The sequence below is a fragment of the Klebsiella sp. 28 genome (genome assembly GCF_018223905.1).
Lineage (GTDB): Bacteria > Pseudomonadota > Gammaproteobacteria > Enterobacterales > Enterobacteriaceae > Klebsiella > Klebsiella pneumoniae.
Map to the genome: position 1 here is coordinate 1 of NZ_JAGRQY010000122.1, position 26,839 is coordinate 26,839.

The following is a 26,839-nucleotide window of genomic DNA, read 5'->3' on the forward strand; positions in this document are numbered from 1 at the left end:
GTCATCGCCATGCCACCGCGCCAATGACCCGTGCGCCAGCTCCGGACTATGTCCCGGAAGCACCGCGTCACAGCACCTGGGTGCGCCCGCCGTTCGCCTTTGAAGGTAAAGGCGCCGCCGGTGGTCATAGCGCGACCCATAAAGCCACCGCTGAACCGACTCGCCCACAGCCCGTCGAGTAAGCGTGCTTAATAAAAAAACCGGCCTTTGGCCGGTTTTTTTATGCGCTTTGCGGACGCTGCATCCCGGCGAGATCCGGCATGATCTCCCGCATCAGGTCGAGGAACTTACGCAGGCGTGTCGGGTAATAGCGCGCCCAGGGATAAACCAGATGAACCGGCAGCGAGGCGGGTCGCCACTGCGGGAACAGCTCAATCAGCCGTCCGGCGGCAATATCCTCCACGACCGTCCAGCTGGACACCATCGCCACCCCCAGCCCCGCCAGCGCGGTGTTGCGCGCGACGTAAAGACTGTCAGTGCTCAGACAGGGAGTAATCGCTGTAGAGACAATCTGCCCGCTTGCCTGATGCCTGAGCCGTACCTCATGCTGATAAAAGGTATTAATGGCGATCCATGGCAGGCCCGATAACGCCTCCAGCGAGGTTAACGGCGGATACTTCGCCAGCAGCTCAGGAGAAGCCACTACGCAGCGCGGCACTTCCGCCAGCAGTACGGATACCGTTGCTGGATCCACCTCCGCCCCCACGCGAATAGCGCAGTCGATATTATCGCTGAGGAAGTCGACGGTATTATCGTTTAGCATCCACTCCACCGACAGCTGCGGATGGCGCTGTAGAAATGCCACCAGCGGCGCCAGCAGCTGCTGCTGGCCAAACGCGTGGGGCGCCCGCACTCGCAGAACGCCCACCGGCCGATCGTCGGCAATACGCAGGTCATCCTCCAGAGCCAGCCAGGCGTCCACCACCTGACGGGCGTGACGATAACAGCGTTCGCCATCGTCAGTGAGCTTCATCGCATGGGTGGTGCGCAGGATCAGCTTAACCCCCAGCAGCCCTTCAAGGGACTGCAGGCGGCGGCTGACGGTCGCCTGGGTAGTGTCCATCTGCCCTGCGGCGGCGGAGAGCGATCCGGCCTCTACGATGCGGATATAGGTGCGCATCAGCTCAATGCGGTCTATACGCTCCTGTCTTTTCATTTTCCTTTTGCCTATACGTGCTACGTATAACCGTTTTACCACCAGCCCAGCTACCGCGCCAGCCGCGTTCAGGGAAAAATAGCCCCATCGCATCTATGAGGCATTGAACATGACACCGACTTCCCTTTCCACCCGCGACGCAGGCTGGATTATCTTCATTCTCGCACTCGGCGCCGGCTTTAGCGTCGCTTCTATTTACTACGCGCAGCCGCTGCTGCCGTTGATGGGCGCCAATCTCCACCTGACTGTAGAAGGTATGGGTCTGGTCCCTACCCTGACGCAGGCGGGTTATGCGCTCGGCATTCTGTTCCTGCTCCCGCTCGGCGACCGCCACGATCGCCGCCGGCTGATCCTGGTGAAAAGCGTGCTGCTGGCGCTCCTGCTGCTCCTGTGCAGCCTCACCGGCCAGCTCAGCTCACTGCTGGTGGTCAGTCTGCTGATCGGTATGGCGGCGACCATGGCGCAGGATATCGTCCCGGCGGCGGCGATCCTCGCCCCGGCGGGCAAGCAGGGAAAAATGGTGGGCACGGTGATGACCGGGCTGCTGCTGGGGATCCTGCTCTCCCGGACGGTCAGCGGCGTGGTGGGCGCCGTATTCGGCTGGCGGGTGATGTATCAGGCGGCGGCGGTCAGCGTCGCGCTGATTGGCCTGGTAATGTGGCGCGTCCTGCCGCGCTTCGCTGTGCACTCAACGCTGAGCTATCCGCAGCTGATGGCCTCGATGGCGCATCTGTGGCAGCGTTACCCGGCATTACGCCGCGCCGCGCTAGCTCAGGGCGCGCTCTCTATCGCCTTTAGCGCCTTCTGGTCGACGCTGGCGGTGATGCTCTCCGAACACTATCACATGGGCAGCGCAGTAGCGGGCGGTTTCGGTATCGCCGGGGCCGCCGGGGCGCTGGCCGCGCCGCTTGCCGGCGGTCTGGCCGATAAATTTGGCGCCGGTAAGGTGACACAGATGGGTGCGGCGCTGGTCACCCTCTCCTTTGCCCTGATGTTTATGCTGCCGCTGCTGCCAGTGCACGCTCAGTTGGCGCTGATTGCCCTGTCGGCGATTGGCTTTGACCTTGGCCTGCAGTCAAGCCTGGTGGCGCATCAGAACCTGGTATATGGCCTTGAGCCACAGGCCCGCGGCCGCCTCAACGCCCTGCTGTTCACCGTGGTGTTTATCGGGATGTCGCTGGGGTCGGTGCTGGGCAGTAAGCTGTACGTGCTGGCCGGCTGGAACGGAGTGGTCACGCTGGCAGTGATCACTGGCGCGCTAGCCCTGGCGATCCGTCTGCTGGAGAATGCCCGCATCCTCGCTGCCGAACGCAGCGCATCATAAAAAAAACCCCGCTTCGCCTGAGGCGAAGCGGGGTTTTTCTACCCTCACAACCGCTTACGCCGTGCGACGGACAAACTCTTTCACGCGGAAGCCCAGCACCAGCAGCGTGGCGAAATAGGCTACCACCCCGGCGATAACCACCGCCAGCAAACGCATCAGACGGAACGGCATCGTCCCCAGCGACCACTCAGGCATGAGATGCATGACGCCCAGCAGCGCCGCGGCCATAACCAGCACTGCAATAATCAGACGTAGCAGGAAGGCCAACCAGCCCGGCTGCGGGGTGAAAATTTTCTGTTTACGCAGCTGCCAGTAGAGCAGCGCGGCGTTCAGGCAGGCCGCCAGGCCGATGGACAGCGACAGACCCGCATGCTTCAGCGGGCCGATAAACGCCAGGTTCATTACCTGGGTCATAATCAGGGTGATAATAGCAATCTTGACCGGGGTCTTGATGTCCTGACGGGAATAGAAGCCCGGCGCCAGCACTTTCACCACGATAAGGCCCATCAGCCCCACGGAATAAGCCACCAGCGCGCGCTGGGTCATCGCCGCGTCAAAGGCGCTGAATTTGCCGTACTGGAACAGAGCCACGGTCAGCGGTTTGGCGAGGATCCCCAGCGCCACCGCGCTCGGCAGCGCCAGCAGAAAACAGAGACGCAGTCCCCAGTCCATCAGCCGGCAATACTCGTCATGGTTACCGCTGGCGAAGCTTTTTGACAGCGATGGCAGCAGGATAGTGCCAAGCGCCACGCCCAGCACGCCGGAGGGAAACTCCATCAGGCGGTCGGCATAATACATCCACGACACCGAGCCCGACACGAGGAATGAGGCGAAAATGGTATTGATGATAAGGGAGATCTGGCTTACCGACACGCCAAGGATCGCCGGCCCCATCTGCTTCACCACCCGCATCGCGCCGGCATCTTTCAGATTAATTCGCGGCAGGACCAGCATGCCAATCTTCTTCAGATGCGGCAGCTGGTAAGCCAGCTGCAGCACGCCGCCGACCGTCACCGCCCAGGCCAGCGCCAGCACCGGCGGATGGAAATATGGCGCGGCAAACAGCGCAAAGCCAATCATACTGACGTTGAGGAACGTCGGCGCAAAGGCCGGCACCGAGAAGCGGTTCCAGGTATTGAGGATCGCCCCCACCAGCGAAGCCAGGGAGATCAGCAAAATATAGGGAAAGGTAATACGCAGCAGCTGGGTGGTTAGCGCAAACTTATCGGCGGTATCGGCAAAGCCGGGCGCAGTAATGGTGATTACCCACGGCGCCGCCAGCATCCCGATAACGGTAACGATAGCCAGGGCCAGGGTCAGCAGCCCGGAGACGTATGAGACAAACACGCGGGTGGCATCTTCGCCCTGCTTGCTTTTATATTCGGCAAGGATCGGCACAAACGCCTGTGAGAAGGCGCCTTCGGCAAAAATACGCCGCAGCAGGTTAGGCAGTTTGAAGGCGACAAAAAAGGCATCGGTCGCCATCCCGGCGCCAAAAATACGCGCCACAATCGCATCGCGGGCAAAGCCCAGCACGCGCGAAAACATGGTCATCGAACTGACTGCCGCCAGTGATTTTAAAAGGTTCATTACGCTGTTATTCCAAACCCTGGAGTAAAACGCCCGCAAATGCGGGCGCTGGAAAGTGGCGATAGTCTACCGGGTTCAACATGAATTACTACTGTCAGTTGTTACAATGGATTATTCGCTAATGGCGTCGCGCCACAGTTTCTCAACGATCCGCTGAGCCAGCAGCGCCTGTTCGCCTGCAGTTTCAGGATCTGTCTGATTTTGCACGCATTCGATAAAATGGCGCGCGCAGCCGACAAAGCCGCGCTGCTCAAGGGTGGTTTGCCAGCCGGCAACCGGGCGCTGGACCACGCCATGACCGCACTCCTCCTGCCATTCGCGCATCTCGCTGACGGCATATAGCCCGCCATCCGTGACCGCCTGCACCCACTCGCGCTGGCTGCCTGCGCGACGATGCATGCTGGTGGTGACCTGCAGCCGGGGCGAACTGAACTGATGTTCGGCATAGAGCATTTCGCCCTGCGGGGTGATCTTCAGCGCGCCGCCGCGCAGACGTGCCTGACCGTCGGCCAGCCATAGCGCGGTATCCACCACATGCAGATAGTCATCAAGCAGCGTAAAGCGCAGATCGTTGCCGACGCTATCGCTACGGTGTTTATCCATCCGCAGCGAGGCCGCCTCGCCCAGCCGCCCCTTCAGCTCCCGATAGAGAGGCGCGAAGCGGCGATTGAAACCGACCATCAACGTCAGTCGACGTCGCGCCGCCAGCTCGACCAGCGTCTCCGCCTCACTCAGCTTGTCCGCCAATGGTTTATCCACACAAACATGAACCCCGGCATTCAGTAAGTGATTCACTACTTCATAATGTGAAGCCGTCGAGGTATGGACAAAGACCGCATCGCACTGTGCCGCCAGGGCATCGAGGGAATCAGCGTATGGCATCCGCCAGGTTTCGCAGATCCGTAGCGCCTTCTCTTTACCCGGCGACCAGGCCGCCTGCAGCGTCCAGCTTTCCGCCGCCCCCAGCACCGGCAGCCACGCTTTCTGCGCAATGCTGCCTAAGCCGACCACCCCAATGCGCAATCTTGTCCCCACGTTTTAGTCTCCCAGATGGTGTAACAGCGAATCGAGGCGCGCTTTCAGCTCCGCCACCTCGCCCTCCAGCGCTTCAACCCTGGCGCGCAGATCGCCGTCATCGTCCAGCGGCGCGAGAGCTTCCACTGTGGTGATCAGCGTGTCCATATCGTCGCAAAACAGATGCATATAGCGGCTTTCCCGTTTTCCCGGCTCCCGGGGCAACCGGGCGACGAAGGGGCCATCTTCGCGCGTCGTCAGCCCTTCCAGCACGCTTTCCACTTCCGCCATATCGCTGAACTCATACATCCGCTGCGCCCGGCTGCGTAATTCGCCCGGCGTCTGAGCACCGCGCAGCAGCAGCGTCGTGACCACCGCAACCTCGCCGGCGCTAAGCTTCAGATCGCCAAATTCGGAGTTGCAAAAGCGCTGTTCATACTTGGTGACGCGATTACCGAATCCGCTGACCGTGCGCAGATAGTGCCGTTTCACCAGCGTATCCAGCAGGGCCTGGACCTCGCTTTCGCTCAGCGACATCACTGGCTCGCGGTTGGTTTTCTGATTGCAGGCGGTCACCACAGCATTTACCGACAGCGGATACTGCTCGGGGGTGGTGACCTGCTTTTCCAGCAGGCAGCCAATGACGCGCGCTTCATGCGCAGTTAACTGATATTTCATCCTCTCTCCTTAACGTCCCGCAGACCAGTCCGGCGTCGTTAGCGCCGTCAGTACATGGTCACGCCACTGCCCGTCAATCAGCAGATAATCTTTGGCGTAACCCTCTTTTTCAAACCCCAACCGCGCCAGCAGCGCGCCGCTGCGCTGATTATGCGGCATGTAGTTGGCCATAATGCGATGAATATGCTGCGTGCGCTGCATATAGCGAATCGCCGACGTCAGCGCTTCAAACATCAGCCCCTGCCCCTGCCACTTCTCGCCAATGGAATAGCCAAGATAACAGGCATGGAAAGATCCGCGCACCACGTTGGAGAAATTCGCCACACCGATGATCTCTTTTTCCTCAGGGTCGAGCAGCGCGAAATAAAAAGCTGACCCCTGCTTATGAAACTCAGCGATCATCGACAGACGCGCCTGCCATCCGGAGGGATAGCAGTGGCTGTCGTCACGAACCGGCTCCCAGGGTTTTAAGAACGCTTTATTTTCGGCGTAATAATCGGCCAGACGCCAGGCGTCACGATCGTGAACCAGGCGCACCACCAGCCGGTCCGTCGTCAAACGCACCTTCGGCACGTTACTGCGATAGCCAAACATTTCCTTTTTCAGTCCCCCTGACTTCACTCTTGCTTTCATCACTATACCTTTCCTGCACGATAGTGTGAAAACAGCAACATACCATTTTCTGCGCCATCTCCTCTTTTCGATGAATAGGCTCAATCGATCTTGCTTTTTGATAAAAAAATATTGTCACAAGGGTGCTGGGAAAAGCAGCAGATTGCCCGCAGAATATCCTCGCTTATCTCTATTTTTCCCTGGAGGGGAAATGTCCCGCGTCTCGCAGGCAAGGAGCCTGGGTAAATATTTCCTGTTAGTCGATAACATGCTGGTCGTGCTGGGCTTTTTTGTCGTTTTTCCGCTGATTTCCATCCGCTTTGTCGATCAGATGGGCTGGGCAGCGCTGATGGTCGGCATTGCGCTCGGCCTGCGCCAGCTGGTACAGCAGGGATTAGGCATCTTTGGCGGCGCCATCGCCGACCGCTTCGGCGCGAAACCGATGATCGTCACCGGTATGCTGATGCGTGCCGGCGGTTTCGCGGCGATGGCCGTCGCCCATGAGCCGTGGGTGCTGTGGTTCTCGTGCATACTCTCCGGACTCGGCGGTACACTGTTCGATCCGCCGCGGGCGGCGCTGGTGGTTAAGCTGGTGCGTCCGCATCAGCGCGGCCGCTTTTTCTCCATCCTGATGATGCAGGATAGCGCCGGCGCGGTGATTGGCGCGCTGCTGGGCAGCTGGCTGCTGCAGTATGATTTTCGCCTGGTGTGCAGCGCCGGCGCCGCGCTGTTTATCGCCTGCGCCGCGTTTAACGCCTGGTATCTGCCGGCATGGAAGCTCTCGACGGTGAAAACGCCGATTCGCGAGGGTCTGGGCCGGGTGCTGCGGGACAAACGCTTCGTCACCTATGTCCTGACGCTGACCGGCTATTATATGCTGGCGGTGCAGGTGATGCTGATGCTGCCGATCATGGTGAATGACATCGCCGGCTCGCCGGCCGCCGTGAAATGGATGTACGCCATCGAAGCCACCATTTCGCTCACCCTGCTCTATCCTATTGCCCGTTGGAGCGAAAAACGCTTCCGCCTTGAGCACCGGCTGATGGCCGGTCTGCTGGTGATGACCCTGGCCATGCTCCCCATCGGGATGACCAGCAGTTTACAGCAGCTGTTTACCCTGATTTGCCTGTTTTACATCGGCTCTATCATTGCCGAACCCGCCCGCGAGACGCTGGGCGCTTCGCTGGCGGACGCCCGGGCGCGTGGCAGCTATATGGGTTTCAGCCGTCTGGGGCTCGCCTTCGGCGGCGCGCTGGGTTACGCGGGCGGCGGCTGGCTGTTTGATGCCGGGAAAGCCGTCGGCCAGCCCGAACTGCCGTGGCTGATGCTCGGCGCCATCGGGGTTATCACCTTCCTGGCGCTATGGTGGCAATTCAGTCCGAAACGCTCTGCCTCCGGTATGCTGGAGCCGCGCACCTGATGCGCGCGGCGGCGGTTTCTCCTGCTTTCAGCCTATTCTGCTGGCGCGATGGGTGCTGACAGGTCATGATGCTTTGTGTCAGGATGAAGGAAGGTATGAGCTTGAGGAACCCCATGAAAAAGATATTGATCGCCGCCGCGCTAATTGTCAGCGGCCTGCTGAGTGGCTGTAATCAGCTGACCCAATACACGGTAAGCGAGCAGGAGATTAACCAGGCCCTGCAGAAGCGAAACCATTTCGCCAAAGATATTGGTCTGAAAGGCGTTGCCGACGCCCATATCGAACTGCAGAACCTGACCAGCGCTATCGGGCGCGAGGAGCCGGGCAAAGTCACCCTGAGCGGGATCGCCAACGTCGATCTTAACTCCCTGTTCGGCACGCAGAAAGCGACGATCGATCTGAAGCTCAAAGCGCTGCCAACCTTTGACCGAGAGAAAGGCGCCATCTTCCTGCAGGAAATGGAAGTGGTCGATGCCAAAGTGGCGCCGGAGAAGCTGCAGTCGGTTATTCAGGCCCTGCTCCCCTACCTGAATCAGTCTCTGCGCAGCTACTTCAGCCAGCAGCCGGCTTATGTCCTGCGTGAGGACGCCAGCACCGGCGAAGCGCTGGCGAAGAAATACGCCAAAGGTATAGAGGTGAAGCCAGGCGAGATTGTCATCCCCTTTACCAATTAATCTCCAGGGCGCTACGGCGCCCTGAATTTTTTACGGAAATGAGTGCAAAGGAAAACGTTTACGCTTATCCTTAGTGCCCGGCAAAAAACAGCCCTGATGACTGAACCTATTAGCCGGAGCCTTCCATGACAGCACAATCCCAGGTATTGAAAATCCGCCGCCCAGACGACTGGCATATCCATCTGCGCGATGACGATATGCTGAAAACCGTCGTGCCTTATACCAGTGAGTTTTATGGCCGGGCGATCGTGATGCCGAATCTGGTGCCGCCTGTCACCACCGTCGCGGCGGCTATCGCTTACCGCCAGCGCATTATGGACGCCGTGCCGGCCGGGCATGATTTTACCCCGCTGATGACCTGCTATCTGACAGACTCCCTCGACCCAGCGGAGCTGGAACGCGGCTTTAACGAAGGGGTTTTCACCGCCGCCAAGCTCTACCCGGCCAATGCCACCACTAACTCCAGCCACGGCGTCACCAGCACCGACGCCATTATGCCAGTGCTGGAGCGGATGGAAAAACTGGGGATGCCGTTGCTCGTTCACGGCGAAGTCACTCACGCCGAGATTGATATTTTCGATCGTGAAGCGCGCTTTATTGAGACGGTGATGGAGCCCCTGCGCCAGCGCCTGCCCGGCCTGAAAGTGGTTTTTGAACATATCACCACCAAAGACGCCGCCGAGTACGTGCGTGACGGTAATGAACTGCTGGCTGCTACCATCACCCCGCAGCATCTGATGTTCAACCGCAACCATATGCTGGTGGGCGGCATTCGCCCTCACCTGTACTGTCTGCCGGTACTTAAACGCAATATTCATCAGCAGGCTCTGCGGGAGCTGGTCGCCAGCGGCTTCAGCCGCGCCTTCCTCGGCACCGACTCCGCACCGCACGCCCGCCACCGTAAGGAAGCCAGCTGTGGCTGCGCCGGCTGCTTTAACGCCCCGACCGCCCTCGGCAGCTACGCCACCGTGTTTGAAGAAATGAACGCTCTGCAGCACTTTGAGGCTTTCTGCTCGCTGAACGGCCCGCGCTTCTACGGTCTGCCGGTCAATGAGACCTACGTTGAACTGGTGCGTGAAGAGACGACCGTTGTGGACAGCATTTCCCTGCCTAATGACACCCTGGTGCCCTTCCTGGCGGGTGAAACCGTTCGCTGGACCGTGAAGAAATAAAAACGCAGCCCCCTGTTGTCAACGCTAACCAGATACTGTATAAATAACCAGTATCGAACGCAGGGGGCAATTATGCGCATTGAAGTGTCTATCGCCAAAACGACCGCCTTACCTAACGGCGCGCTGGAAGCGCTGAATAACGAACTCTCTCGCCGTATCGCCGAGCAATTTCCGGCCATCGATAGCCAGGTGAGCGTCCGCTACGCCACCGGTAATCAGCTCTCGGTGTTTGGCGCCCTTAAAGAAGACAAAGACCGGATAAGCGAAATCCTGCAGGAAACATGGGAAAGCGCGGACGACTGGTTTGTCCACGATCTCTCCTGAAGCATGGCGGGATCCAGTTACTCTGGTTTGCTCCCTCATTGTGCTTTTTTTGCCGGGTCGCCCCGGCTTTTTTTATCCCCTCTTCTGTTCAGAATAGTCCTGATTATTCTGCTCAATATCGACTAAAGTGGCCATTTTACGCGCTTATCTTGAGTAAAAAAGCGGCAAAAGAAGAAAATCATGCTGCCTTTCATTTAATTTCTCGAGTTTATTCTTGATCCCTGATATAATTAACTTGCTTCAAAAAATATGCATTAAACCTCGAGAATTGTTGTCTTTTAACATATGAATAAGGGGTTATGATGGAAAAAAATAATGAAGTCATTCAGACCCATCCCCTCGTTGGATGGGACATCAGCACCGTTGATAGCTACGATGCGCTGATGTTGCGCCTGCACTACCAGAACCCCACTCAAGAAAACAGTAATGATGCTGAGATCGGCCAGACGCTATGGCTAACGACGGACGTCGCACGTCAGTTTATTTCAATCCTGGAAGCAGGCATTGCGAAGATTGAATCTGGCGAATACCAGGAAAACGAGTACCGCCGACATTAACGTGGCTTGCGAATGACTTAACATTAAACTTAACAGGCACCTGCGGGTGCCTGAATTATTTTCGGGCTTGTATAAGCACAGGGAGTTAATTACCCTGCTAACAAGGCAATTACCCGGAACTCACCATGCAATACGATCTTATCATTATTGGCAGCGGCTCCGTCGGCGCCGCCGCTGGCTATTATGCGCGCCGTGCCGGACTCAATGTTCTGATGACCGATGCCCATCAACCTCCCCACCAGGAAGGCAGCCATCACGGCAGCAGCCGTCTTATCCGTCACGCCTATGGCGAAGGTGAGAAATATGTTCCGCTGGTGCTGCGTGCCCAGCAGCTATGGGATGAACTGGCAGAGATCAGTGGCGAAGCCGTGTTTGAACGCACCGGCGTCATTAACCTCGGCCCCGCCAGCTCCGCTTTTCTCGCCAACGTCGCCGCCAGCGCCCGTGCGTTCCAGCTTGAGGTGGAAGAGCTGGATGCCCAGGCCGTGATGCAGCGCTGGCCGGAGATACGCCTCCCCGATGACTATCGGGCGATTTTCGAACCCGCTTCCGGCGTACTGCGCAGCGAACTGGCCGTCGAAACCTGGATCCGTCTGGCGCGGGAAGCAGGCTGCGCGCAGCTATTCAACTGTCCGGTCTCGGCTATTCATCACCATGCTGACGGGATCACCATCGATACCCTCGACGGTGAATATCATGGTAAAAAGCTGCTGGTCAGCGCCGGCACCTGGGTCACCCGCCTGCTTCCGGACCTCCCTATCCAGCCGGTACGCAAGGTATTCGCCTGGTACCAGGCCGATGGCCGTTACAGCAGCAAGAATCACTTCCCGGCCTTCACCGGCGAGTTGCCCAACGGCGATCAATATTACGGTTTCCCGGCGGAAGATAATGAACTGAAAATTGGCAAGCATAACGGCGGCCAGCCGATCTCCACCCCGCAGGAGCGGGTAGCGTTTGGCGCTGTCGCCAGCGATGGTTCCGAATCCTTCCCGTTTTTGCGTAACGTCCTGCCTGGCATCGGCGGCTGCCTGCACGGCGCCTCCTGTACCTACGACAATACCGTCGATGAGGACTTTATTATCGATACGTTGCCAGGCAGGCCAGACACGCTGCTGATCACCGGGCTGAGCGGCCACGGCTTTAAGTTTGCGCCGGTGCTGGGCGAAATTGCCAGTCAGTTTGCTCAGGGCGAAGCATCGAGCTTCAATCTGGCCCCCTTTTCTCTGGCGCGCTTTAACGCGTAATGGAATGCGGCACTTTTGCCGTTGGGTAAAGAAACGGCCTCTGCTGAGGCCGTTAGTGATTGAGAGCGGTTATGCGTCGCCTGTTTAATATGCTGGTCAACAACGTGCGCGAGCATTTTATGATCTACCTGGCGCTCTGGCTGCTGCTGGCGATCATCGATCTCGTCTGGTTATGGTTTTTCTGACGGCTCCGGGTCGAGGATCCCGAGTTTGGTATTCAGCCGGCCACGGGATTTATTAAAGATTTTGTTGCCGTTTTCACGCCCGGCGCGCAGCTTACGCTGCTCCTCTTCCGGTAGCTTATGCTCTTCCATGCAGGCTTCGCTACAGCAGCCGGCAAACTTCTCGGCGCAGCTCGGGCACTGGATAAACAGCAGATGGCAGCCATCGTTCAGGCAGTTAGTATGGGTGTCGCACGGCGCGCCGCACTGATGACAGTGCGCGATAACGTCATTGGAGATCCGCTCGCCCATCCGCTCATCAAAGACAAAGTTTTTGCCAATGAAGCGCACCGGTAGCCCCTGCTCGCGGGCGCGACGGGCGTACTCGATGATGCCACCCTCGATGTGCCAGACCTTATTGAAGCCGTTATGCTTCATCCAGGCGCTGGCTTTTTCACAGCGAATGCCGCCGGTGCAATACATGACAATTTTCTTGTCTTTATGGTCCTGCATCATTTCCACGGCTTTCGGCAGCTGGTCGCGGAAGGTATCCGCCGGGATCTCCAGCGCGTTTTCGAAATGGCCCACCTCATATTCATAGTGGTTGCGCATATCGATAAACACGGCATCCGGATCGTCAAGCATCGCGTTGACTTCCGCCGCCTTGAGATACTCCCCCACATTGGAGGCGTCAAACGAGGGATCGTCGATGCCGTCGGCGACGATACGATCGCGAACTTTCAGGCGCAGCACCCAGAAAGACTTACCATCGTCCTCCACGGCGATATTGAAACGCAGCCCCGCCAGCGCCGGATCGAAGCCATAGAGAAACTCACGCAGAGCCTCAACGTTGCTTTGCGGCACGCTGATTTGCGCGTTGATCCCTTCCCGGGCCAGATAGATGCGGCCAAAGACCTTCAGCTGGGTTAAGGCAACCCACAGCGCATCACGGGTCGCCTGCGGGTCGACAATGGTGAAATATTTATAGAATGAGATCGTCGTGCGCGGCTCGGTCTCAGCCAGCATTTGCGCCTTTAACGTCTCATTTGAAATGCGGTTGTGTAACACTGGCATGGTGTACCTGCTCGACATAGAAATGAGGAAATAAACGGCGGGCATGATATAGCAAAGCTAATTAATTTACATCCCTACATTTTACGCTACATTTCTCTCACCCGGTCGCGCCCCGCTTAACAAAACGAGCTGACTGTCGCCGCCTTTGGCTGGCCGGTAAAAAAATGCGATAATATAAGACGTTGCTCACTGATACGGGTATGAAATGACTCATTTGCCTAAATTTTCTCCGGCGCTGTTGCATCCGCGCTATTGGCTGCTGTGGCTGGGTATCGGCCTGCTGTGGCTGGTTGTCCAACTACCCTACCCGCTGATCTACCGCCTCGGGAACGCCATCGGCCGTCTGGCCATGCGCTTTATGAAGCGCCGGGCGAAAATCGCCTATCGCAACCTTGAGCTCTGCTTCCCCGAGAAAAGCGAGCAGGAACGCCACCGAATGGTGGTGATGAACTTTGAATCGGTGGGCATGGGGCTGATGGAGACCGGTATGGCCTGGTTCTGGCCGGTGCACCGGGTAGCGCGCTGGACCGAGACCAGCGGCGTTAACGAGGTGGTGGAGCTTCTGGAAGAAAAGCAGGGCATTTTACTGATCGGTATCCATTTTCTGACCCTCGAAATGGGTGCGCGAATGTACGGCATGTTTACCCCAGGTATTGGCGTCTACCGGCCCAACGATAACCCGCTGATTGACTGGCTGCAAACCTGGGGACGCTTGCGCTCTAACAAGACCATGCTGGATCGAAAAAATCTGAAAGGGATGGTCAGGGCGCTAAAAGAGGGGGAAATTCTCTGGTACGCGCCGGATCATGACTACGGTCCGGCCAGCAGCGTCTTCGCCCCGCTGTTTGCCGTCGAACAGGCGGCGACCACCACCGGTACCTGGATGCTGGCGAAAATGTCTGGGGCGACGATTGTGCCGTTTGTTCCGCGGCGCAAGCCCAACGGCATGGGGTATGAATTGATCTCCCTGACGCCGGAGCGCACGCCGCCGCTGGCGAGCGCCGAGGTTACGGCGGCCTGGATGAATCAGATTATCGAACAGTGCATCCTGATGGCGCCCGAGCAATACATGTGGCTGCACCGGCGCTTTAAGACCCGCCCGGAAGGAGTACCGCCGCGTTATTGAACGCCTCGGCCAAAAAATAAGCGCATCGGTAGCACGCTTAGTAAATCGCCGTCTATACTGAAAGGGCCTGACTGAAGGCTAATTCCAAGGAGATTGCAGGATGAAAAAAGTGATAGTCGCGTTAGCCCTTTCCGCCGTTGCATTTGGCGCCTCCGCCGCGCAGTTGATTACCAAAGAAGAAGTGAAACACTTCAAACTGACCAAAGTCGGGCCGATCTCGGTGGGGCCGTCCGGTGGCGAATTCTCTTCGCCTTCCGATCTGCACGATCAGCTCTCCAAGCTGGCCGATGAGAAAGGCGGAAAGTACTACGTGATCACCGCTGCGCGTGAGCATGGCCCTAACTTTGAAGCCACAGCGGAAGTGTATAAATAACCTTTTTTTAAAGCGTGCCGTATCGGCGCGCAACGCATTGAGCCTGGAGCGCGTTAAGCCTCCAGGCTTATTTTTTTCTGCTATCGGAATTGCCTTAGGCAATAGCGGCAGCGGAAATGCGTTTTTATCGCTATATATAGATTTCATGATCACGATGTTAATGAATTATTGCTTTTTATTGTTAATAAAGAGCCAATTCCGGCCTAATGCCTGAGGGAGTGACCCCTGGCAAAAATAGGTAGGACAAATGTGTTATCATCGCGCCTTTCCCTTTTTGTCTGGGGCTTTCTTGTATGCTACAACCTGTTGTTCGCGTCGGTGAATGGCTGGTAACCCCCTCTGTAAACCAAATCAGCAGGAAGGGGCGCCAGCTTACCCTTGAACCGCGTTTAATCGATCTTCTGGTCTTTTTTGCCCGCCATCCGGGGGAAGTGCTTAGCCGGGACGAGCTTATCGAAAACGTCTGGACCCGGAACGTTGTGACCAGCCACGTCGTCACGCAGAGTATTTCTGAACTGCGCAAGTCGCTCAAAGACGGCGACGACGTTAGCCTTGAGTACATCGCGACGGTACCCAAACGGGGGTATAAGCTCACGGTGCCGGTGATCTGGTGCACCGAAGAGGGGGAGGAGCTAGCCCCGTCGATGGAGGCGCTGACGCCTTCGCCGTCGACCGCCGTTCCTGCGCCGCCGGCCGCCGGTGCGCCATCCGACGTCTCTGTCCCTCTCCCTGATGCCGCCGCGCCGCCACCGGCTCCTACCGTGGCCAGCGCGCCGTCAGGCCGCAAGCGCCTCACTACCGCCCTGGTGTGGGGGCTGTTCCTGTTGGCGCTGGGCACCTGCGTGGCGCTGGTGGCGCTGTCGAGCATGGAATCGCGGCCGCCGGTCAACAAGGCGCGTCTGCTGCTCAATCCGCGCGATATCGATATCCACCTGGTGAATGGCAACTCCTGCGCTAACTGGTCGTCGCAGCACTCCTACGCCGTAGGACTGGCCAGCCTGATCACCACCTCGCTGAACACCTTCTCGACCTTTATGGTGCATGACAAAACGGACTACAACATCAATGAACCAAGCAGTTCCGGCAAAACGCTGACCATTGAGTTCGTTAATCAGCGCCATTATCGGGCGCAGCAGTGCTTTATGTCGGTCCAGCTGGTGGACAACGCCGACAGCTCGACGATGCTGGATAAGCGCTACTTTGTGACCAACGATAACCAGCTGACCATCCAGAACGATCTGATGAACAGCCTGTCGGATGCCCTGGCGCAGCCGTGGCCGGCGCGAATGCAGGCGATGCTCAGGCAATATCAGCCCTCGCAAAGCGTGGCGTTAACCTATTTCTACCAGTCGCATCAGCTGTTAATGAAGGGCGATGTCGATTCATTAAGTAAGGCCAGTAGCCTGCTGGATGATGTGATTAAGCGGGCGCCGGATTTTATTTACGCCTATGCCGAAAAAACGCTGGTGGATGTATTGCGCCATTCGCAACAGCCGCTGGACGATAAACAGCTGGCCGCCCTCTACAGTGAAGTCGAGCGGGTAGGGGCGATGCCGGGTATAAAAGACATGGCGATTTATTATCAAATAAAAGCGGTGGATTCATTGGGGAAGGGCAAAGTCGACGAAGCAAATACCGCAATTAATAGTGCGATTGATTTAGAGATGTCATGGCTAAATTATGTGCTGTTAGGCAAAGTCTATGAGATGAAAGGTGAGAACCGTCTGGCTGCCGATTCTTACATCACGGCGTTTAATTTACGTCCTGGCGAAGATACCCTGTACTGGATTGAAAATGGGGTTTTCCAGACGTCGGTTAACCGAGTCGTTCCATATCTCGACAACTTTCTCTCTTCAGAATAAGTAAACCCTCATCATGTAAAAGGTTTTGGGCATGGTGAGGTTAAATTTATGTTTCTCATGAAGCCTCTTGTTGTTATTTTTATTTAGCATTCAGGAGGCTTTAAATAACAGTTGGGTAACACACCTTCCTCCTTATAAGTTGCTGTAATACAACGATGTTTATCTTTTTTTGACACCTTGTTGTCATGTTTATGTGTTAAGCGAAAAAGGTCAAAATATCATTTGTCTGATGTTTGTTTTTATATCACTTTATCTTTAGGACTTATCTCGTACAAATCAGTAATCTTGTTGGCAGTTGGTCGGGTCAATTAATGGTTCTGTATCATGATCTGTACCTCCCAAATAAACTTAGGAGAAAAACAACCATGAGTTCTGCCAAGAAGATCGGGCTATTTGCCTGTACCGGTGTCGTCGCCGGTAATATGATGGGGAGCGGGATTGCATTATTACCTGCGAACCTGGCCAGCATCGGTGGTATTGCCATTTGGGGCTGGGTGATTTCAATTATTGGTGCGATGTCTCTGGCTTATGTTTATGCCCGACTGGCCACTAAAAACCCGCAGCAGGGCGGTCCTATTGCCTACGCTGGCGAAATATCTCCGGCATTTGGTTTCCAGACCGGTGTCCTTTATTATCATGCAAACTGGATTGGTAACCTGGCCATCGGGATTACCGCAGTTTCTTATCTCTCTACGTTCTTCCCAATTTTAAATAACCCGGTGCCAGCAGGTATTGCCTGTATTGCCATCGTGTGGATCTTTACTTTCGTTAATATGCTCGGCGGGACCTGGGTCAGCCGTCTGACCACTATTGGTCTGGTACTGGTGCTTATTCCGGTAGTCATGACTGCGGTCGTCGGCTGGCACTGGTTTGATGTCGCTACCTATCAGGCGAACTGGAATACCTCCAGCACCACCGATAGCCACGCGGTTATTAAAAGTATCCTGCTCTGCCTGTGGGCCTTCGTTGGCGTAGAATCCGCCGCCGTGAGTACCGGGATGGTGAAAAACCCGAAACGTACCGTGCCGCTGGCTACCATGCTGGGCACTGCGATGGCCGGTATCGTCTACATCGCCGCGACTCAGGTTATCGCCGGTATGTATCCTGCTTCTCAGATGGCCGCGTCCGGTGCGCCGTTCGCAATTAGCGCCTCTACCATCCTCGGCGGCTGGGCTGCACCGATGGTATCCGCTTTCACCGCCTTTGCCTGCCTGACTTCTCTGGGCTCGTGGATGATGCTGGTTGGCCAGGCCGGTGTGCGTGCCGCCAACGACGGTAACTTCCCGAAAGTGTATGGCGAAGTTGATAACAACGGTATTCCGAAAAAAGGCCTGCTGCTGGCCGCAGTGAAAATGACCGCGCTGATGGTGCTGATTACCCTGATGAACTCCGCCGGTGGTAAAGCCTCTGACCTGTTCGGCGAACTGACCGGTATCGCGGTACTGCTGACCATGCTGCCTTACTTCTACTCCTGTGTTGACCTGATTCGTTTCGAAGGCATCAACATCCGTAACTTCGTTAGCCTGATTTGTTCGGTACTGGGTTGCGTGTTCTGCTTCATCGCGCTGATGGGCGCAAGCTCCTTCGAACTGGCCGGCACCTTCATCGTTAGCCTGATTATCCTGATGTTCTACGGTCGCAAAATGCACCAGCGCCAGAACAACGCATCGGATAACAACACCACCGCTAACGCGCACTAATCAGCAACCCGTTTTCCTGAGGCTCCTTCCATCACCTGTCATCACGCGACGGGAGGGGCTTTCTACATCTGGAGATTTGACTATGAACGTTATTGCAATCATGAATCACATGGGGGTTTACTTCAAAGAAGAACCCATCCGTGAACTGCATCGTGCTCTCGAACGCCTGGACTTCCGTATTGTCTACCCGAACGACCGTGACGACTTATTAAAACTTATTGAAAACAACTCTCGTCTGTGCGGCGTGATCTTCGACTGGGATAAATACAATCTCGAACTGTGCGAAGAAATCAGCAAAATGAACGAGTACATGCCGCTGTATGCGTTCGCTAACACCTACTCCACCCTGGACGTTAGCCTGAACGATCTGCGCATGCAGGTTCGCTTCTTCGAATATGCGCTGGGCGCTGCGGAAGATATCGCGAACAAAATCAAACAGAACACTGACGAATACATCGACACCATTCTGCCGCCGCTGACCAAAGCGCTGTTCAAATATGTCCGTGAAGGTAAATATACCTTCTGTACCCCAGGCCACATGGGCGGTACCGCGTTCCAGAAAAGCCCGGTAGGCAGCATCTTCTACGATTTCTTTGGCTCCAACACCATGAAATCCGATATCTCCATTTCGGTTTCTGAACTGGGTTCCCTGCTGGACCACAGCGGCCCGCACAAAGAAGCGGAAGAGTATATCGCTCGCGTGTTTAATGCAGAACGCAGCTACATGGTGACCAACGGTACTTCTACCGCTAACAAAATCGTCGGCATGTACTCCGCGCCGGCCGGCAGCACCGTGCTGATTGACCGTAACTGCCACAAATCGCTGACTCACCTGATGATGATGAGCGACATTACGCCGATCTACTTCCGTCCGACCCGTAACGCCTACGGTATCCTCGGCGGTATTCCGCAGAGCGAATTCCAGCACGCGACTATCGCCAAGCGTGTGAAAGAGACGCCGAATGCGACCTGGCCGGTACACGCGGTGATCACCAACTCGACTTACGATGGTCTGCTGTACAACACCGACTTCATCAAGAAAACCCTGGATGTGAAATCCATCCACTTTGACTCCGCGTGGGTGCCTTACACCAACTTCTCGCCGATCTATGAAGGCAAATGCGGGATGAGCGGCGGCCGCGTCGAAGGGAAAGTGATTTATGAAACCCAGTCCACGCACAAACTGCTGGCGGCGTTCTCCCAGGCGTCGATGATCCACGTGAAAGGCGACGTAAACGAAGAGACCTTCAACGAAGCCTACATGATGCACACCACCACCTCTCCACACTACGGGATCGTGGCCTCCACCGAAACCGCGGCGGCGATGATGAAGGGGAACGCTGGTAAGCGTCTGATCGACGGCTCTATTGAACGTTCCATCAAGTTCCGTAAAGAGATCAAACGTCTGAAAGGCGAGTCTGACGGCTGGTTCTTCGACGTCTGGCAGCCGGAGCATATCGATGGTCCTGAATGCTGGCCGCTGCGTTCCGACAGCGCATGGCACGGTTTCAAAAACATCGATAACGAACACATGTACCTCGACCCGATCAAAGTCACGCTGCTGACGCCGGGGATGAAGAAAGACGGCACCATGGATGACTTCGGTATTCCGGCAAGCATCGTGGCGAAATATCTCGACGAACACGGCATCGTGGTAGAGAAAACCGGTCCGTACAACCTGCTGTTCCTGTTCAGTATCGGTATCGATAAGACTAAAGCGCTGAGCCTGCTGCGTGCGCTGACCGACTTCAAACGCGCGTTCGACCTGAACCTGCGGGTGAAAAACATGCTGCCGTCGCTGTACCGTGAAGATCCTGAATTCTATGAAAACATGCGTATTCAGGACCTCGCGCAGAACATTCACAAACTGATTGAGCATCACAACCTGCCGGATCTGATGTTCCGCGCGTTTGAAGTGCTGCCATCGATGGTGATGACCCCGTATGCCGCGTTCCAGAAAGAGCTGCACGGTCAGACGGAAGAAGTGTATCTCGAAGAGATGGTCGGCCGCGTCAACGCCAACATGATCCTGCCGTATCCTCCGGGAGTGCCGCTGGTGATGCCGGGTGAGATGATCACCGAAGAGAGCCGTCCGGTGCTGGAGTTCCTGCAGATGCTGTGCGAAATCGGCGCCCACTATCCAGGCTTCGAAACCGATATCCACGGCGCCTATCGTCAGGCGGATGGTCGTTACACCGTTAAAGTGCTGAAAGAAGAGAATAACAAGTAATAGACGCACACCAGGGAAGTGGCTTGCCACTTCCCTTTTTCACGCTGCAAGGAGAACACATGAAAACACCCTCACAGCCGCGCGCGATTTACTACATCGTTGCGATCCAGATCTGGGAGTACTTCAGCTTTTACGGCATGCGCGCCTTACTCATCCTTTACCTTACCCACCAGCTTGGCTTCGACGACAGCCACGCCATCAGCCTGTTCAGCGCTTACGCATCTCTGGTTTACGTTACCCCTATTCTCGGCGGCTGGCTTGCCGACCGCCTGCTCGGCAACCGCACGGCGGTAATTGCCGGGGCGCTGTTGATGACCCTCGGCCATGTGGTGCTGGGCGTTGAGTCGACCTCCGCATGGAGTTTGTACGTCGCGCTGGCGATCATCATCTGCGGCTACGGCCTGTTTAAATCCAATATCAGCTGCCTGCTCGGCGAACTGTACGCTCACGACGACCCGCGTCGCGACGGCGGTTTCTCGCTGCTGTACGCCGCCGGCAACGTCGGCTCGATTGCCGCGCCCATCGCCTGCGGACTGGCGGCGCAGTGGTACGGCTGGCATATCGGCTTCGCCCTTGCGGGGATCGGTATGTTTATCGGCCTGATGATTTTCTTAAGCGGCAGCCGCCACTTCCGGCATACCCGCGGCGTTGATAAACCGGCGCTGCGGGCGGTGAAGTTCGTGCTGCCGACCTGGGGCTGGCTGCTGGTGATGCTCTGCCTGGCGCCGGTATTTTTCACTCTACTGCTGCAAAACAACTGGTCCGGCTATCTGCTGGCGATCGTCTGCCTGTTCGCCGCCCAGATGGTGGCGCGGATCATGATCAAAGCCCCGGAGCATCGTCGCGCGCTGTGGCAGATCGTCCTGCTGATGCTCGCCGGAACGCTGTTCTGGGTGCTGGCGCAGCAGGGCGGGAGCTCGATTAGCCTGTTTATCGACCACTTCGTCAATCGTCGTCTGCTGAACTGGGACGTGCCGACCGCGCTGTTCCAGTCAGTTAACGCGATAGCGGTGATGGCGGCCGGCGTGGTGCTGGCGTGGCTGATGCGCCCGGAAGGCAGCGTGCGTTCTGTGCTGCGCGTCTGGCTGAAATTTTCTTTCGGCCTGCTGCTGATGGGCGGCGGCTTTATGCTGCTGGCGCTCAATGCCCGCCATGGCGCGGCTGACGGTCAGGCCTCAATGGGCATGATGGTCGCCGGGCTGGCGATGATGGGCTTTGCCGAACTGTTTATCGACCCGGTGGCGATGGCGCAAATCACCCGTCTGAACATGCCCGGCGTCACCGGCGTATTGACCGGCATTTATATGCTGGCCACCGGCGCGGTGGCCAACTGGCTGGCGGGCGTGGTCGCCCAGCAAACCACCGAATCGCAAATCAGCGATACGGCGATTGCCGCCTATCAGCATTTCTTCGCGCAGATGGGCGAATGGACCCTCGGCTGCGTGGCGGTGATGGTCATTATCGCCTTTGCCGCGGCCTGTAGCGTTGGCAAACGTCGTGCGGCTGCCGGTGAAATTACCGGCGGCGGCGCCTGACGCTCGTCCCGGCTCGTGGCGTAAACACCTTGTCCGGGCCGCGATTCGTAGCCCCGGTAAGCGCAGCGCGACCGGGGGCATTACCTCAACAGCGGAGCGCGAAGTCGCTCCTTGCACAGCTTAGTGAACAGGAGGAGGATATTCTGGCATGCGCGGAGGCCAACGATAAAAAATACCGTTACTGAAGCCATAGCTGAGTGAGATCAGCTTGGAGTGAATCCAGGATCGTTAAGATTGTGCTCTGGTGTCTTCCCAGAGACAGGCCGCGCGGAAGGGTGACCTGGTTCAATTTATCGAAGCTAGTTTGAAAGCAAGGTTATGAGGAATCCATATGTCTGAACAACAAGCACAAGGTGCCGATGAGGCCATTGACCTTAATAATGAACTGAAAGCTCGTCGCGAAAAACTGGCTGCGCTGCGTGAGCAGGGCGTAGCTTTCCCCAACGATTTCCGTCGCGACCATACCTCTGACCAATTGCATGCTGAATTCGATGCGAAGGACAACGATGAACTCGCTTCCCTGAACGTTGAAGTTGCGGTGGCTGGTCGGATGATGACCCGTCGCGTGATGGGCAAAGCCTCCTTCGTCACCCTCCAGGACGTCGGCGGCCGCATTCAGCTGTACGTGGCGCGCGATGACCTGCCGGAAGGCGTCTACAACGAACAGTTTAAGAAATGGGACCTCGGCGATATCATCGCCGCCCGCGGCAAGCTGTTCAAAACGCAAACCGGCGAACTCTCGATCCACTGCACCGAGCTGCGCCTGCTGACCAAAGCCCTGCGCCCGCTGCCGGATAAATTTCACGGCCTGCAGGATCAGGAAGTTCGCTATCGCCAGCGCTATCTGGATCTGATCGCCAACGAAGAGTCGCGTCATACGTTCCGTATCCGTTCGCAGATCCTCGCCACCATGCGCCAGTTCATGGTGGCCCGCGGCTTTATGGAAGTCGAAACGCCGATGATGCAGGTGATCCCTGGCGGTGCGTCAGCCCGTCCGTTCATTACCCATCACAACGCCCTGGATCTCGATATGTACCTGCGCATCGCGCCGGAACTGTATCTGAAACGTCTGGTGGTTGGCGGTTTTGAACGCGTGTTTGAAATCAACCGTAACTTCCGCAACGAAGGGATCTCGGTACGCCATAACCCAGAGTTCACCATGATGGAACTGTATATGGCGTATGCGGACTACAAAGACCTGATCGAACTGACCGAGTCGCTGTTCCGCACCCTGGCGCAGACGGTGCTGGGCAAAACCGAAGTGCCGTATGGCGACCAGGTGTTTGATTTCGGCAAGCCGTTTGAAAAACTGACCATGCGGGAAGCGATCAAGAAACACCGTCCGGAAACCAACATGGCGGATCTGGATAACTTCGACGCGGCGAAAGCGCTGGCGGAATCTATCGGTATTCAGGTAGAGAAAAGCTGGGGGCTGGGACGCATAGTTACCGAAATCTTTGACGAAGTGGCGGAAGCGCATCTGATTCAGCCGACCTTCATCACCGAATACCCGGCGGAAGTTTCTCCGCTGGCGCGCCGTAACGACGTCAACCCGGAAATCACTGACCGCTTTGAATTCTTCATCGGCGGCCGCGAAATCGGTAACGGTTTCAGCGAGCTGAACGATGCCGAAGACCAGGCGCAGCGCTTCCAGGATCAGGTGAACGCCAAAGCGGCGGGCGATGACGAAGCGATGTTCTACGACGAAGACTACGTGACCGCCCTCGAGTACGGCCTGCCGCCGACCGCGGGTCTGGGTATTGGTATCGACCGCATGGTGATGCTGTTTACCAACAGCCATACCATCCGCGACGTGATCCTCTTCCCGGCCATGCGTCCGCAGAAGTAATCCGTTGCACTCCCTCCCGGCCTGCGCCGGGAGGTTCTGTCTGCATTATCCCCGGCCTGTCGGCAGAGCGATGTTATTACAGGACTTTTTGCAACGTGCCGCGCTGGCTGCCGTTTGCCCATACGCCGTTAAAGGCGTCGTTCAGCGTAAAGGCTGAGCTTTTCACCCGGAAGGTCAGTTTACCCTGGCTGGCTTTCGCCGCCTCGACCAGATGACCATGGGTTTTCACCGTTTTAGCGGTGACGGTAATCTCATCAATTTTATCGCCATACTCTGTATAAACATACCAGGTGCCCACCCAGGGGGCGAAGCCGCTGCTGGCGTGCTGCGCGGCGGCGGCATTCTCGGCTTTGGTTTTATGAATATCGCAGGTGGTCCCATCGGTCATCTGCGTGCAGCCGGAACGTTCAAGCTGTTCCCGGTATTTCGCGCTAATGGCGTGGGCCGGCGCGGCGGCGACCAGCGCCAGGGTCAGGGTGGTGAAAAGCCAGGTCTTATTCATCTTATTGTTTCTCATCGCGATAGCGGCGTGCAGGGGCCATAGAGAGGGATACACGTTGGTGTATTCTCCCGTTGGCGTCAGAATAAAATAACCCAACCAGTCCTGATAAGTAATTAGCAAGAGGCTCTGGGGTTATTTATTAGTAAAACATCAAAGTTTCATGCTTATTTCGCAAGCCAACCTTCCCACTGCTTGTCATATTATTGCAGAGAGAATGTTAATTATTTGATGTTTTAAAAGCGGCTATGTGTCATTCAGGCAAATAACAGCAGGCCTGTCCTTGGCGCACGGCAAAAGCCCGCGCTGGTGCGGTGTTGAGTTTTTTTCATATTGCTATCATCATATTTCGAATGAAAGGGATAACCTCTGAAGCGGGTTATTAAGCCAGTAATTTTTATCCGCAAAATAAGCCGGCGGCAAGCATTATTTCCATTTATTTTTCAGGGTTACCTGAAATAGCGAATATACCGCCAGCGCAATGATGGATTTCCATCATTTCTCCGTTTTCATCGTCGGTCGTCACCTGCTTATAGTGACGCCAGACAAGACCACAGGGTGGAAAGGAGAACAAGATGGCGACAGAGCAACTGCGGTGGGGCGTGAGCCCCCTGTGCTGGACCAACGATGTACTCGAGGATTTAGGTGGTGATATTCCCCTGGATACCTGCCTGCGCGAGGCGCGGGAGGCGGGCTATCAGGGCATTGAGTTAGGACGGAAATTTCCCCGCCAGGCATCAACCCTGGGCCCGCTGCTGGCGGCGGCTGACCTGCGCCTGGCGTCCGGCTGGTACAGCGGCATGCTGGCCGACCGCAGCGTGGAAGCGGAGCTGGAGGCGGTGCGGGAGCACGCCCAGCTCCTCCGGCAGCTCGGCGCGAAAGTGATGGTTTACGGCGAATGCGGGCAACTGCCAGGTGAAACCCCGCTTGATGAGCCTATTTCGCTCTCGCCGCCGTTAAGCCGCGTCAGCCTTGCGGCGTATTGCCACAAGCTGAATACCTTTGCCGACCTGCTGCTGCGCGACTATGACCTCCAGCTGGCCTATCACCATCATCTGATGATGCTGGTGGAGCACGATGACGAGCTGGAGCGGTTTCTGTCTCACACCCATGACAACGTCGGGCTGGCGTTTGATACCGGGCACGCCTTTGTCGCCGGGGTCGAGATCCCGCGCGTACTGCACAAATATGGCCACCGTATCCGCCATCTGCATCTGAAAGACGTGCGTCCCCAGGTGCTGGGGCGTCTGTATCGGGAAAACCTGAGCTTTAACGAGGCGGTGCGCGCCGGGCTGTTTACCATCCCAGGCGACGGCTGCATCGACTATGCGCCGATCCTCGACTTTGTCCGGGACAGCGACTACCGCGGCTGGCTGATTATCGAAGCCGAGCAGGACCCGGCGATGGCGCCGCCGCTGGCCACCGCCAGCCGCGCCTATGCCTGGCTGGCGCACCATTTATCTTCCCCTTCATCGTCAGAGGAGTACGCATCATGAGCGCGCGGTTAAATATCGGCCTTATCGGCTCAGGTTTTATGGGGCAGGCACACGCTGACGCTTACCGTCGCGCGGCAATGTTCTATCCCGATCTGCCCAAGCGCCCGCATCTCTACGCGCTGGCGGATCAGGATCAGGCGATGGCCGAATGCCACGCGGCGAAACTGGGGGCGGAAAAGGCCTACGGCGACTGGCGCGAGCTGGTAAACGATCCGCAGGTTGATGTGGTGGATATCACCTCGCCGAACCATCTGCACTACACAATGGCGATGGCGGCGATCGCGGCGGGTAAACATGTCTATTGCGAGAAGCCGCTGGCGGTCAATGAGCAGCAGGCGCAGGAGATGGCGCAGGCGGCACGGCGCGCGGGGGTGAAGACCATGGTGGCCTTTAACAACATCAAAACGCCGGCGGCGCTGCTGGCAAAGCAGATTATCGCCCGGGGAGATATTGGCGAACCGGTGCGCTTTCGCGGCACCTTTGATCAGGGGTTTTATAACGACCCGAACCTGCCCTGGTCCTGGCGCTGCTCGAAAACCCTCGGCGGCAGCGGGGCGCTTGGCGACCTCGGCGCCCATACCCTGTCCGTCGCCCAGTTTTTGCTTGGCGGGATCCGTGAAGTGACCGCCAGCGCGCAAACCTGCCTGCGCCAGCGTCCGGTGCCGCAAACCGATGCCGGGTATGCCAGCCGGGTCGCGGCCGATGCCGAGTGGCGGGAAGTGGAAAATGACGATCAGGTTCAGTGCCTGGTCAATTTCGACAGCGGCGCGGCGGGAGTGATTGAGGCCTCGCGCATCGCCGCCGGGCGGATCTTCGGCGTGTTCTGGGAGGTTTCCGGCACCGAAGGCACGCTGTATATGGACGGGGAGCGCTTTAACGAACTGCAGGTATATCGCTTCAACGATGATAAACACGACCGCGGCTTTAAGACGCTGTATGCCGGGAGCCAGATCCCGGCCTATGCCGGCTTCTTCGGCTTCGATTTTGGCGGCGGTGGGCTGGGCTATTTTGACGTCAAGGTGATCGAAGTGCATGACCTGGTGCAGGGGATTTGCGGGGACGACGACTGCTATCCCAACTTTGAATTTGGTTTGCAGAATCAGCGCGTGCTGTCGGCGATTGAAGCCTCGATGGTCAGCCGTCGCTGGGTGAACGTGGTTAAAGACTAA

The 26,839-nt window shown here is 57.0% G+C and carries 25 protein-coding genes; 18 read left to right on the plus strand and 7 right to left on the minus strand.

Features of this window, described 5'->3' with window-relative positions; genetic code table 11:
- Positions 1-182: hypothetical protein (locus tag KHQ28_RS20140; RefSeq protein ID WP_211777662.1), on the plus strand; the 182-nt coding region annotated here is incomplete at its 5' end.
- 38 nt (positions 183-220) lie between these two features.
- On the opposite strand, the gene KHQ28_RS20145 is transcribed toward KHQ28_RS20140, so the two are convergent.
- Positions 221-1,249: a LysR family transcriptional regulator gene (locus tag KHQ28_RS20145; protein ID WP_014907853.1), complete on the minus strand. Its 1,029-nt coding sequence runs from the start codon at positions 1,247-1,249 to the stop codon at positions 221-223.
- Between the two features lie 16 nt (positions 1,250-1,265).
- Between KHQ28_RS20145 and KHQ28_RS20150 the strand changes: the two genes are divergently transcribed.
- Positions 1,266-2,480 (plus strand): MFS transporter, encoded by a 1,215-nt coding sequence (locus KHQ28_RS20150; protein ID WP_032419100.1) that lies wholly within the window; start codon positions 1,266-1,268, stop codon positions 2,478-2,480.
- Between the two features lie 54 nt (positions 2,481-2,534).
- On the opposite strand, the gene murJ is transcribed toward KHQ28_RS20150, so the two are convergent.
- From murJ to rimJ, 4 genes are all read right to left on the minus strand, one after another.
- Positions 2,535-4,070 (minus strand): murein biosynthesis integral membrane protein MurJ, encoded by a 1,536-nt coding sequence (murJ, locus tag KHQ28_RS20155; RefSeq protein WP_002899104.1) that lies wholly within the window; start codon positions 4,068-4,070, stop codon positions 2,535-2,537.
- 111 nt (positions 4,071-4,181) lie between these two features.
- Positions 4,182-5,093 carry a Gfo/Idh/MocA family protein gene (locus KHQ28_RS20160; RefSeq protein ID WP_072198305.1) on the minus strand — a complete coding sequence of 304 codons (912 nt, stop codon included), beginning with the start codon at positions 5,091-5,093 and terminating at the stop codon, positions 4,182-4,184.
- 15 nt (positions 5,094-5,108) lie between these two features.
- On the minus strand, positions 5,109-5,762 hold the full coding sequence (locus KHQ28_RS20165; RefSeq protein ID WP_004179323.1) for a YceH family protein: 654 nt from the start codon (positions 5,760-5,762) through the stop codon (positions 5,109-5,111).
- Between the two features lie 9 nt (positions 5,763-5,771).
- Positions 5,772-6,356 (minus strand): ribosomal protein S5-alanine N-acetyltransferase, encoded by a 585-nt coding sequence (gene rimJ, locus KHQ28_RS20170; RefSeq protein ID WP_002899099.1) that lies wholly within the window; start codon positions 6,354-6,356, stop codon positions 5,772-5,774.
- A 229-nt stretch (positions 6,357-6,585) separates the two neighbouring features.
- On the opposite strand from rimJ, the gene mdtH reads away from it, so the two are divergent.
- The 7 genes from mdtH (at position 6,586) to KHQ28_RS20205 (ending at position 11,950) form a co-directional block, all read left to right on the plus strand.
- Entirely contained in the window at positions 6,586-7,794 is a 1,209-nt protein-coding gene (gene mdtH, locus KHQ28_RS20175; protein ID WP_002899096.1) for a multidrug efflux MFS transporter MdtH, read from the plus strand.
- 113 nt (positions 7,795-7,907) lie between these two features.
- Positions 7,908-8,468 carry a lipoprotein gene (locus tag KHQ28_RS20180; protein ID WP_004150824.1) on the plus strand — a complete coding sequence of 187 codons (561 nt, stop codon included), beginning with the start codon at positions 7,908-7,910 and terminating at the stop codon, positions 8,466-8,468.
- A gap of 125 nt (positions 8,469-8,593) precedes the next feature.
- On the plus strand, positions 8,594-9,640 hold the full coding sequence (gene pyrC / locus KHQ28_RS20185; RefSeq protein WP_032419103.1) for a dihydroorotase: 1,047 nt from the start codon (positions 8,594-8,596) through the stop codon (positions 9,638-9,640).
- Between the two features lie 72 nt (positions 9,641-9,712).
- Positions 9,713-9,964, plus strand: a complete 252-nt coding sequence (gene dinI, locus KHQ28_RS20190; protein WP_002898994.1) for a DNA damage-inducible protein I — start codon at positions 9,713-9,715, stop codon at positions 9,962-9,964.
- 302 nt (positions 9,965-10,266) lie between these two features.
- Positions 10,267-10,521: a biofilm formation regulator BssS gene (bssS, locus tag KHQ28_RS20195; RefSeq protein WP_002898992.1), complete on the plus strand. Its 255-nt coding sequence runs from the start codon at positions 10,267-10,269 to the stop codon at positions 10,519-10,521.
- A 125-nt stretch (positions 10,522-10,646) separates the two neighbouring features.
- Positions 10,647-11,765, plus strand: coding sequence for an N-methyl-L-tryptophan oxidase (gene solA, locus KHQ28_RS20200; protein ID WP_002898990.1), 1,119 nt, complete (start codon positions 10,647-10,649; stop codon positions 11,763-11,765).
- 71 nt (positions 11,766-11,836) lie between these two features.
- Complete coding sequence (locus KHQ28_RS20205; protein ID WP_002898988.1) at positions 11,837-11,950, plus strand: DUF2770 family protein; 114 nt, start codon at positions 11,837-11,839, stop codon at positions 11,948-11,950.
- Here the strand turns inward: KHQ28_RS20205 and KHQ28_RS20210 are convergent.
- Positions 11,936-13,000 (minus strand): rhodanese-related sulfurtransferase, encoded by a 1,065-nt coding sequence (locus tag KHQ28_RS20210; RefSeq protein WP_002898987.1) that lies wholly within the window; start codon positions 12,998-13,000, stop codon positions 11,936-11,938. The two genes, KHQ28_RS20205 and KHQ28_RS20210, sit on opposite strands and share 15 nt — an antisense overlap.
- 205 nt (positions 13,001-13,205) lie before the next feature.
- On the opposite strand from KHQ28_RS20210, the gene KHQ28_RS20215 reads away from it, so the two are divergent.
- From KHQ28_RS20215 to lysS, 7 genes are all read left to right on the plus strand, one after another.
- Entirely contained in the window at positions 13,206-14,126 is a 921-nt protein-coding gene (locus KHQ28_RS20215; RefSeq protein WP_211777663.1) for a Kdo(2)-lipid IV(A) acyltransferase, read from the plus strand.
- A gap of 100 nt (positions 14,127-14,226) precedes the next feature.
- Positions 14,227-14,499 (plus strand): DUF1471 domain-containing protein, encoded by a 273-nt coding sequence (locus KHQ28_RS20220; RefSeq protein WP_002892402.1) that lies wholly within the window; start codon positions 14,227-14,229, stop codon positions 14,497-14,499.
- Positions 14,500-14,792: 293 nt separating this feature from the next.
- Positions 14,793-16,361 carry a lysine decarboxylation/transport transcriptional activator CadC gene (gene cadC, locus KHQ28_RS20225; protein WP_004147422.1) on the plus strand — a complete coding sequence of 523 codons (1,569 nt, stop codon included), beginning with the start codon at positions 14,793-14,795 and terminating at the stop codon, positions 16,359-16,361.
- A gap of 365 nt (positions 16,362-16,726) precedes the next feature.
- On the plus strand, positions 16,727-18,061 hold the full coding sequence (cadB, locus tag KHQ28_RS20230) for a cadaverine/lysine antiporter (protein WP_002892484.1): 1,335 nt from the start codon (positions 16,727-16,729) through the stop codon (positions 18,059-18,061).
- An 82-nt stretch (positions 18,062-18,143) separates the two neighbouring features.
- Complete coding sequence (gene cadA / locus KHQ28_RS20235) at positions 18,144-20,291, plus strand: lysine decarboxylase CadA (protein ID WP_002892486.1); 2,148 nt, start codon at positions 18,144-18,146, stop codon at positions 20,289-20,291.
- Between the two features lie 59 nt (positions 20,292-20,350).
- Complete coding sequence (gene dtpD / locus KHQ28_RS20240; protein WP_004151795.1) at positions 20,351-21,826, plus strand: dipeptide permease DtpD; 1,476 nt, start codon at positions 20,351-20,353, stop codon at positions 21,824-21,826.
- Positions 21,827-22,157: 331 nt separating this feature from the next.
- A complete protein-coding gene (gene lysS / locus KHQ28_RS20245) occupies positions 22,158-23,675 on the plus strand; it encodes a lysine--tRNA ligase (RefSeq protein WP_002892491.1) in 1,518 nt (505 codons plus the stop codon).
- A 76-nt stretch (positions 23,676-23,751) separates the two neighbouring features.
- Here lysS and KHQ28_RS20250 read toward each other — a convergent pair whose 3' ends face one another.
- Positions 23,752-24,177, minus strand: a complete 426-nt coding sequence (locus tag KHQ28_RS20250; RefSeq protein WP_023316323.1) for a hypothetical protein — start codon at positions 24,175-24,177, stop codon at positions 23,752-23,754.
- A gap of 572 nt (positions 24,178-24,749) precedes the next feature.
- Between KHQ28_RS20250 and iolE the strand changes: the two genes are divergently transcribed.
- Positions 24,750-25,670 carry a myo-inosose-2 dehydratase gene (iolE, locus tag KHQ28_RS20255; protein ID WP_002892496.1) on the plus strand — a complete coding sequence of 307 codons (921 nt, stop codon included), beginning with the start codon at positions 24,750-24,752 and terminating at the stop codon, positions 25,668-25,670.
- On the plus strand, positions 25,667-26,839 hold the full coding sequence (locus tag KHQ28_RS20260; RefSeq protein WP_032419281.1) for a Gfo/Idh/MocA family protein: 1,173 nt from the start codon (positions 25,667-25,669) through the stop codon (positions 26,837-26,839). The genes iolE and KHQ28_RS20260 overlap by 4 nt, the downstream gene beginning before the upstream one ends.

What these genes read in the sequence shown, in the direction of transcription:
- iolE (WP_002892496.1), top strand. Translation starts at nt 24,750, where the DNA reads ATGGCGACAGAGCAACTGCGGTGGGGCGTGAGCCCCCTGTGCTGGACC.
- KHQ28_RS20150 (WP_032419100.1), top strand. Translation starts at nt 1,266, where the DNA reads ATGACACCGACTTCCCTTTCCACCCGCGACGCAGGCTGGATTATCTTC.
- cadA (WP_002892486.1), top strand. Translation starts at nt 18,144, where the DNA reads ATGAACGTTATTGCAATCATGAATCACATGGGGGTTTACTTCAAAGAA.
- mdtH (WP_002899096.1), top strand. Translation starts at nt 6,586, where the DNA reads ATGTCCCGCGTCTCGCAGGCAAGGAGCCTGGGTAAATATTTCCTGTTA.
- cadC (WP_004147422.1), top strand. Translation starts at nt 14,793, where the DNA reads ATGCTACAACCTGTTGTTCGCGTCGGTGAATGGCTGGTAACCCCCTCT.
- dtpD (WP_004151795.1), top strand. Translation starts at nt 20,351, where the DNA reads ATGAAAACACCCTCACAGCCGCGCGCGATTTACTACATCGTTGCGATC.
- dinI (WP_002898994.1), top strand. Translation starts at nt 9,713, where the DNA reads ATGCGCATTGAAGTGTCTATCGCCAAAACGACCGCCTTACCTAACGGC.
- KHQ28_RS20220 (WP_002892402.1), top strand. Translation starts at nt 14,227, where the DNA reads ATGAAAAAAGTGATAGTCGCGTTAGCCCTTTCCGCCGTTGCATTTGGC.
- bssS (WP_002898992.1), top strand. Translation starts at nt 10,267, where the DNA reads ATGGAAAAAAATAATGAAGTCATTCAGACCCATCCCCTCGTTGGATGG.
- solA (WP_002898990.1), top strand. Translation starts at nt 10,647, where the DNA reads ATGCAATACGATCTTATCATTATTGGCAGCGGCTCCGTCGGCGCCGCC.
- KHQ28_RS20250 (WP_023316323.1), bottom strand. Translation starts at nt 24,177, where the DNA reads ATGAATAAGACCTGGCTTTTCACCACCCTGACCCTGGCGCTGGTCGCC.
- murJ (WP_002899104.1), bottom strand. Translation starts at nt 4,070, where the DNA reads ATGAACCTTTTAAAATCACTGGCGGCAGTCAGTTCGATGACCATGTTT.
- rimJ (WP_002899099.1), bottom strand. Translation starts at nt 6,356, where the DNA reads ATGTTTGGCTATCGCAGTAACGTGCCGAAGGTGCGTTTGACGACGGAC.
- KHQ28_RS20210 (WP_002898987.1), bottom strand. Translation starts at nt 13,000, where the DNA reads ATGCCAGTGTTACACAACCGCATTTCAAATGAGACGTTAAAGGCGCAA.
- cadB (WP_002892484.1), top strand. Translation starts at nt 16,727, where the DNA reads ATGAGTTCTGCCAAGAAGATCGGGCTATTTGCCTGTACCGGTGTCGTC.
- KHQ28_RS20165 (WP_004179323.1), bottom strand. Translation starts at nt 5,762, where the DNA reads ATGAAATATCAGTTAACTGCGCATGAAGCGCGCGTCATTGGCTGCCTG.
- KHQ28_RS20205 (WP_002898988.1), top strand. Translation starts at nt 11,837, where the DNA reads ATGCGTCGCCTGTTTAATATGCTGGTCAACAACGTGCGCGAGCATTTT.
- lysS (WP_002892491.1), top strand. Translation starts at nt 22,158, where the DNA reads ATGTCTGAACAACAAGCACAAGGTGCCGATGAGGCCATTGACCTTAAT.
- KHQ28_RS20145 (WP_014907853.1), bottom strand. Translation starts at nt 1,249, where the DNA reads ATGCGATGGGGCTATTTTTCCCTGAACGCGGCTGGCGCGGTAGCTGGG.
- KHQ28_RS20215 (WP_211777663.1), top strand. Translation starts at nt 13,206, where the DNA reads ATGACTCATTTGCCTAAATTTTCTCCGGCGCTGTTGCATCCGCGCTAT.
- KHQ28_RS20260 (WP_032419281.1), top strand. Translation starts at nt 25,667, where the DNA reads ATGAGCGCGCGGTTAAATATCGGCCTTATCGGCTCAGGTTTTATGGGG.
- pyrC (WP_032419103.1), top strand. Translation starts at nt 8,594, where the DNA reads ATGACAGCACAATCCCAGGTATTGAAAATCCGCCGCCCAGACGACTGG.
- KHQ28_RS20180 (WP_004150824.1), top strand. Translation starts at nt 7,908, where the DNA reads ATGAAAAAGATATTGATCGCCGCCGCGCTAATTGTCAGCGGCCTGCTG.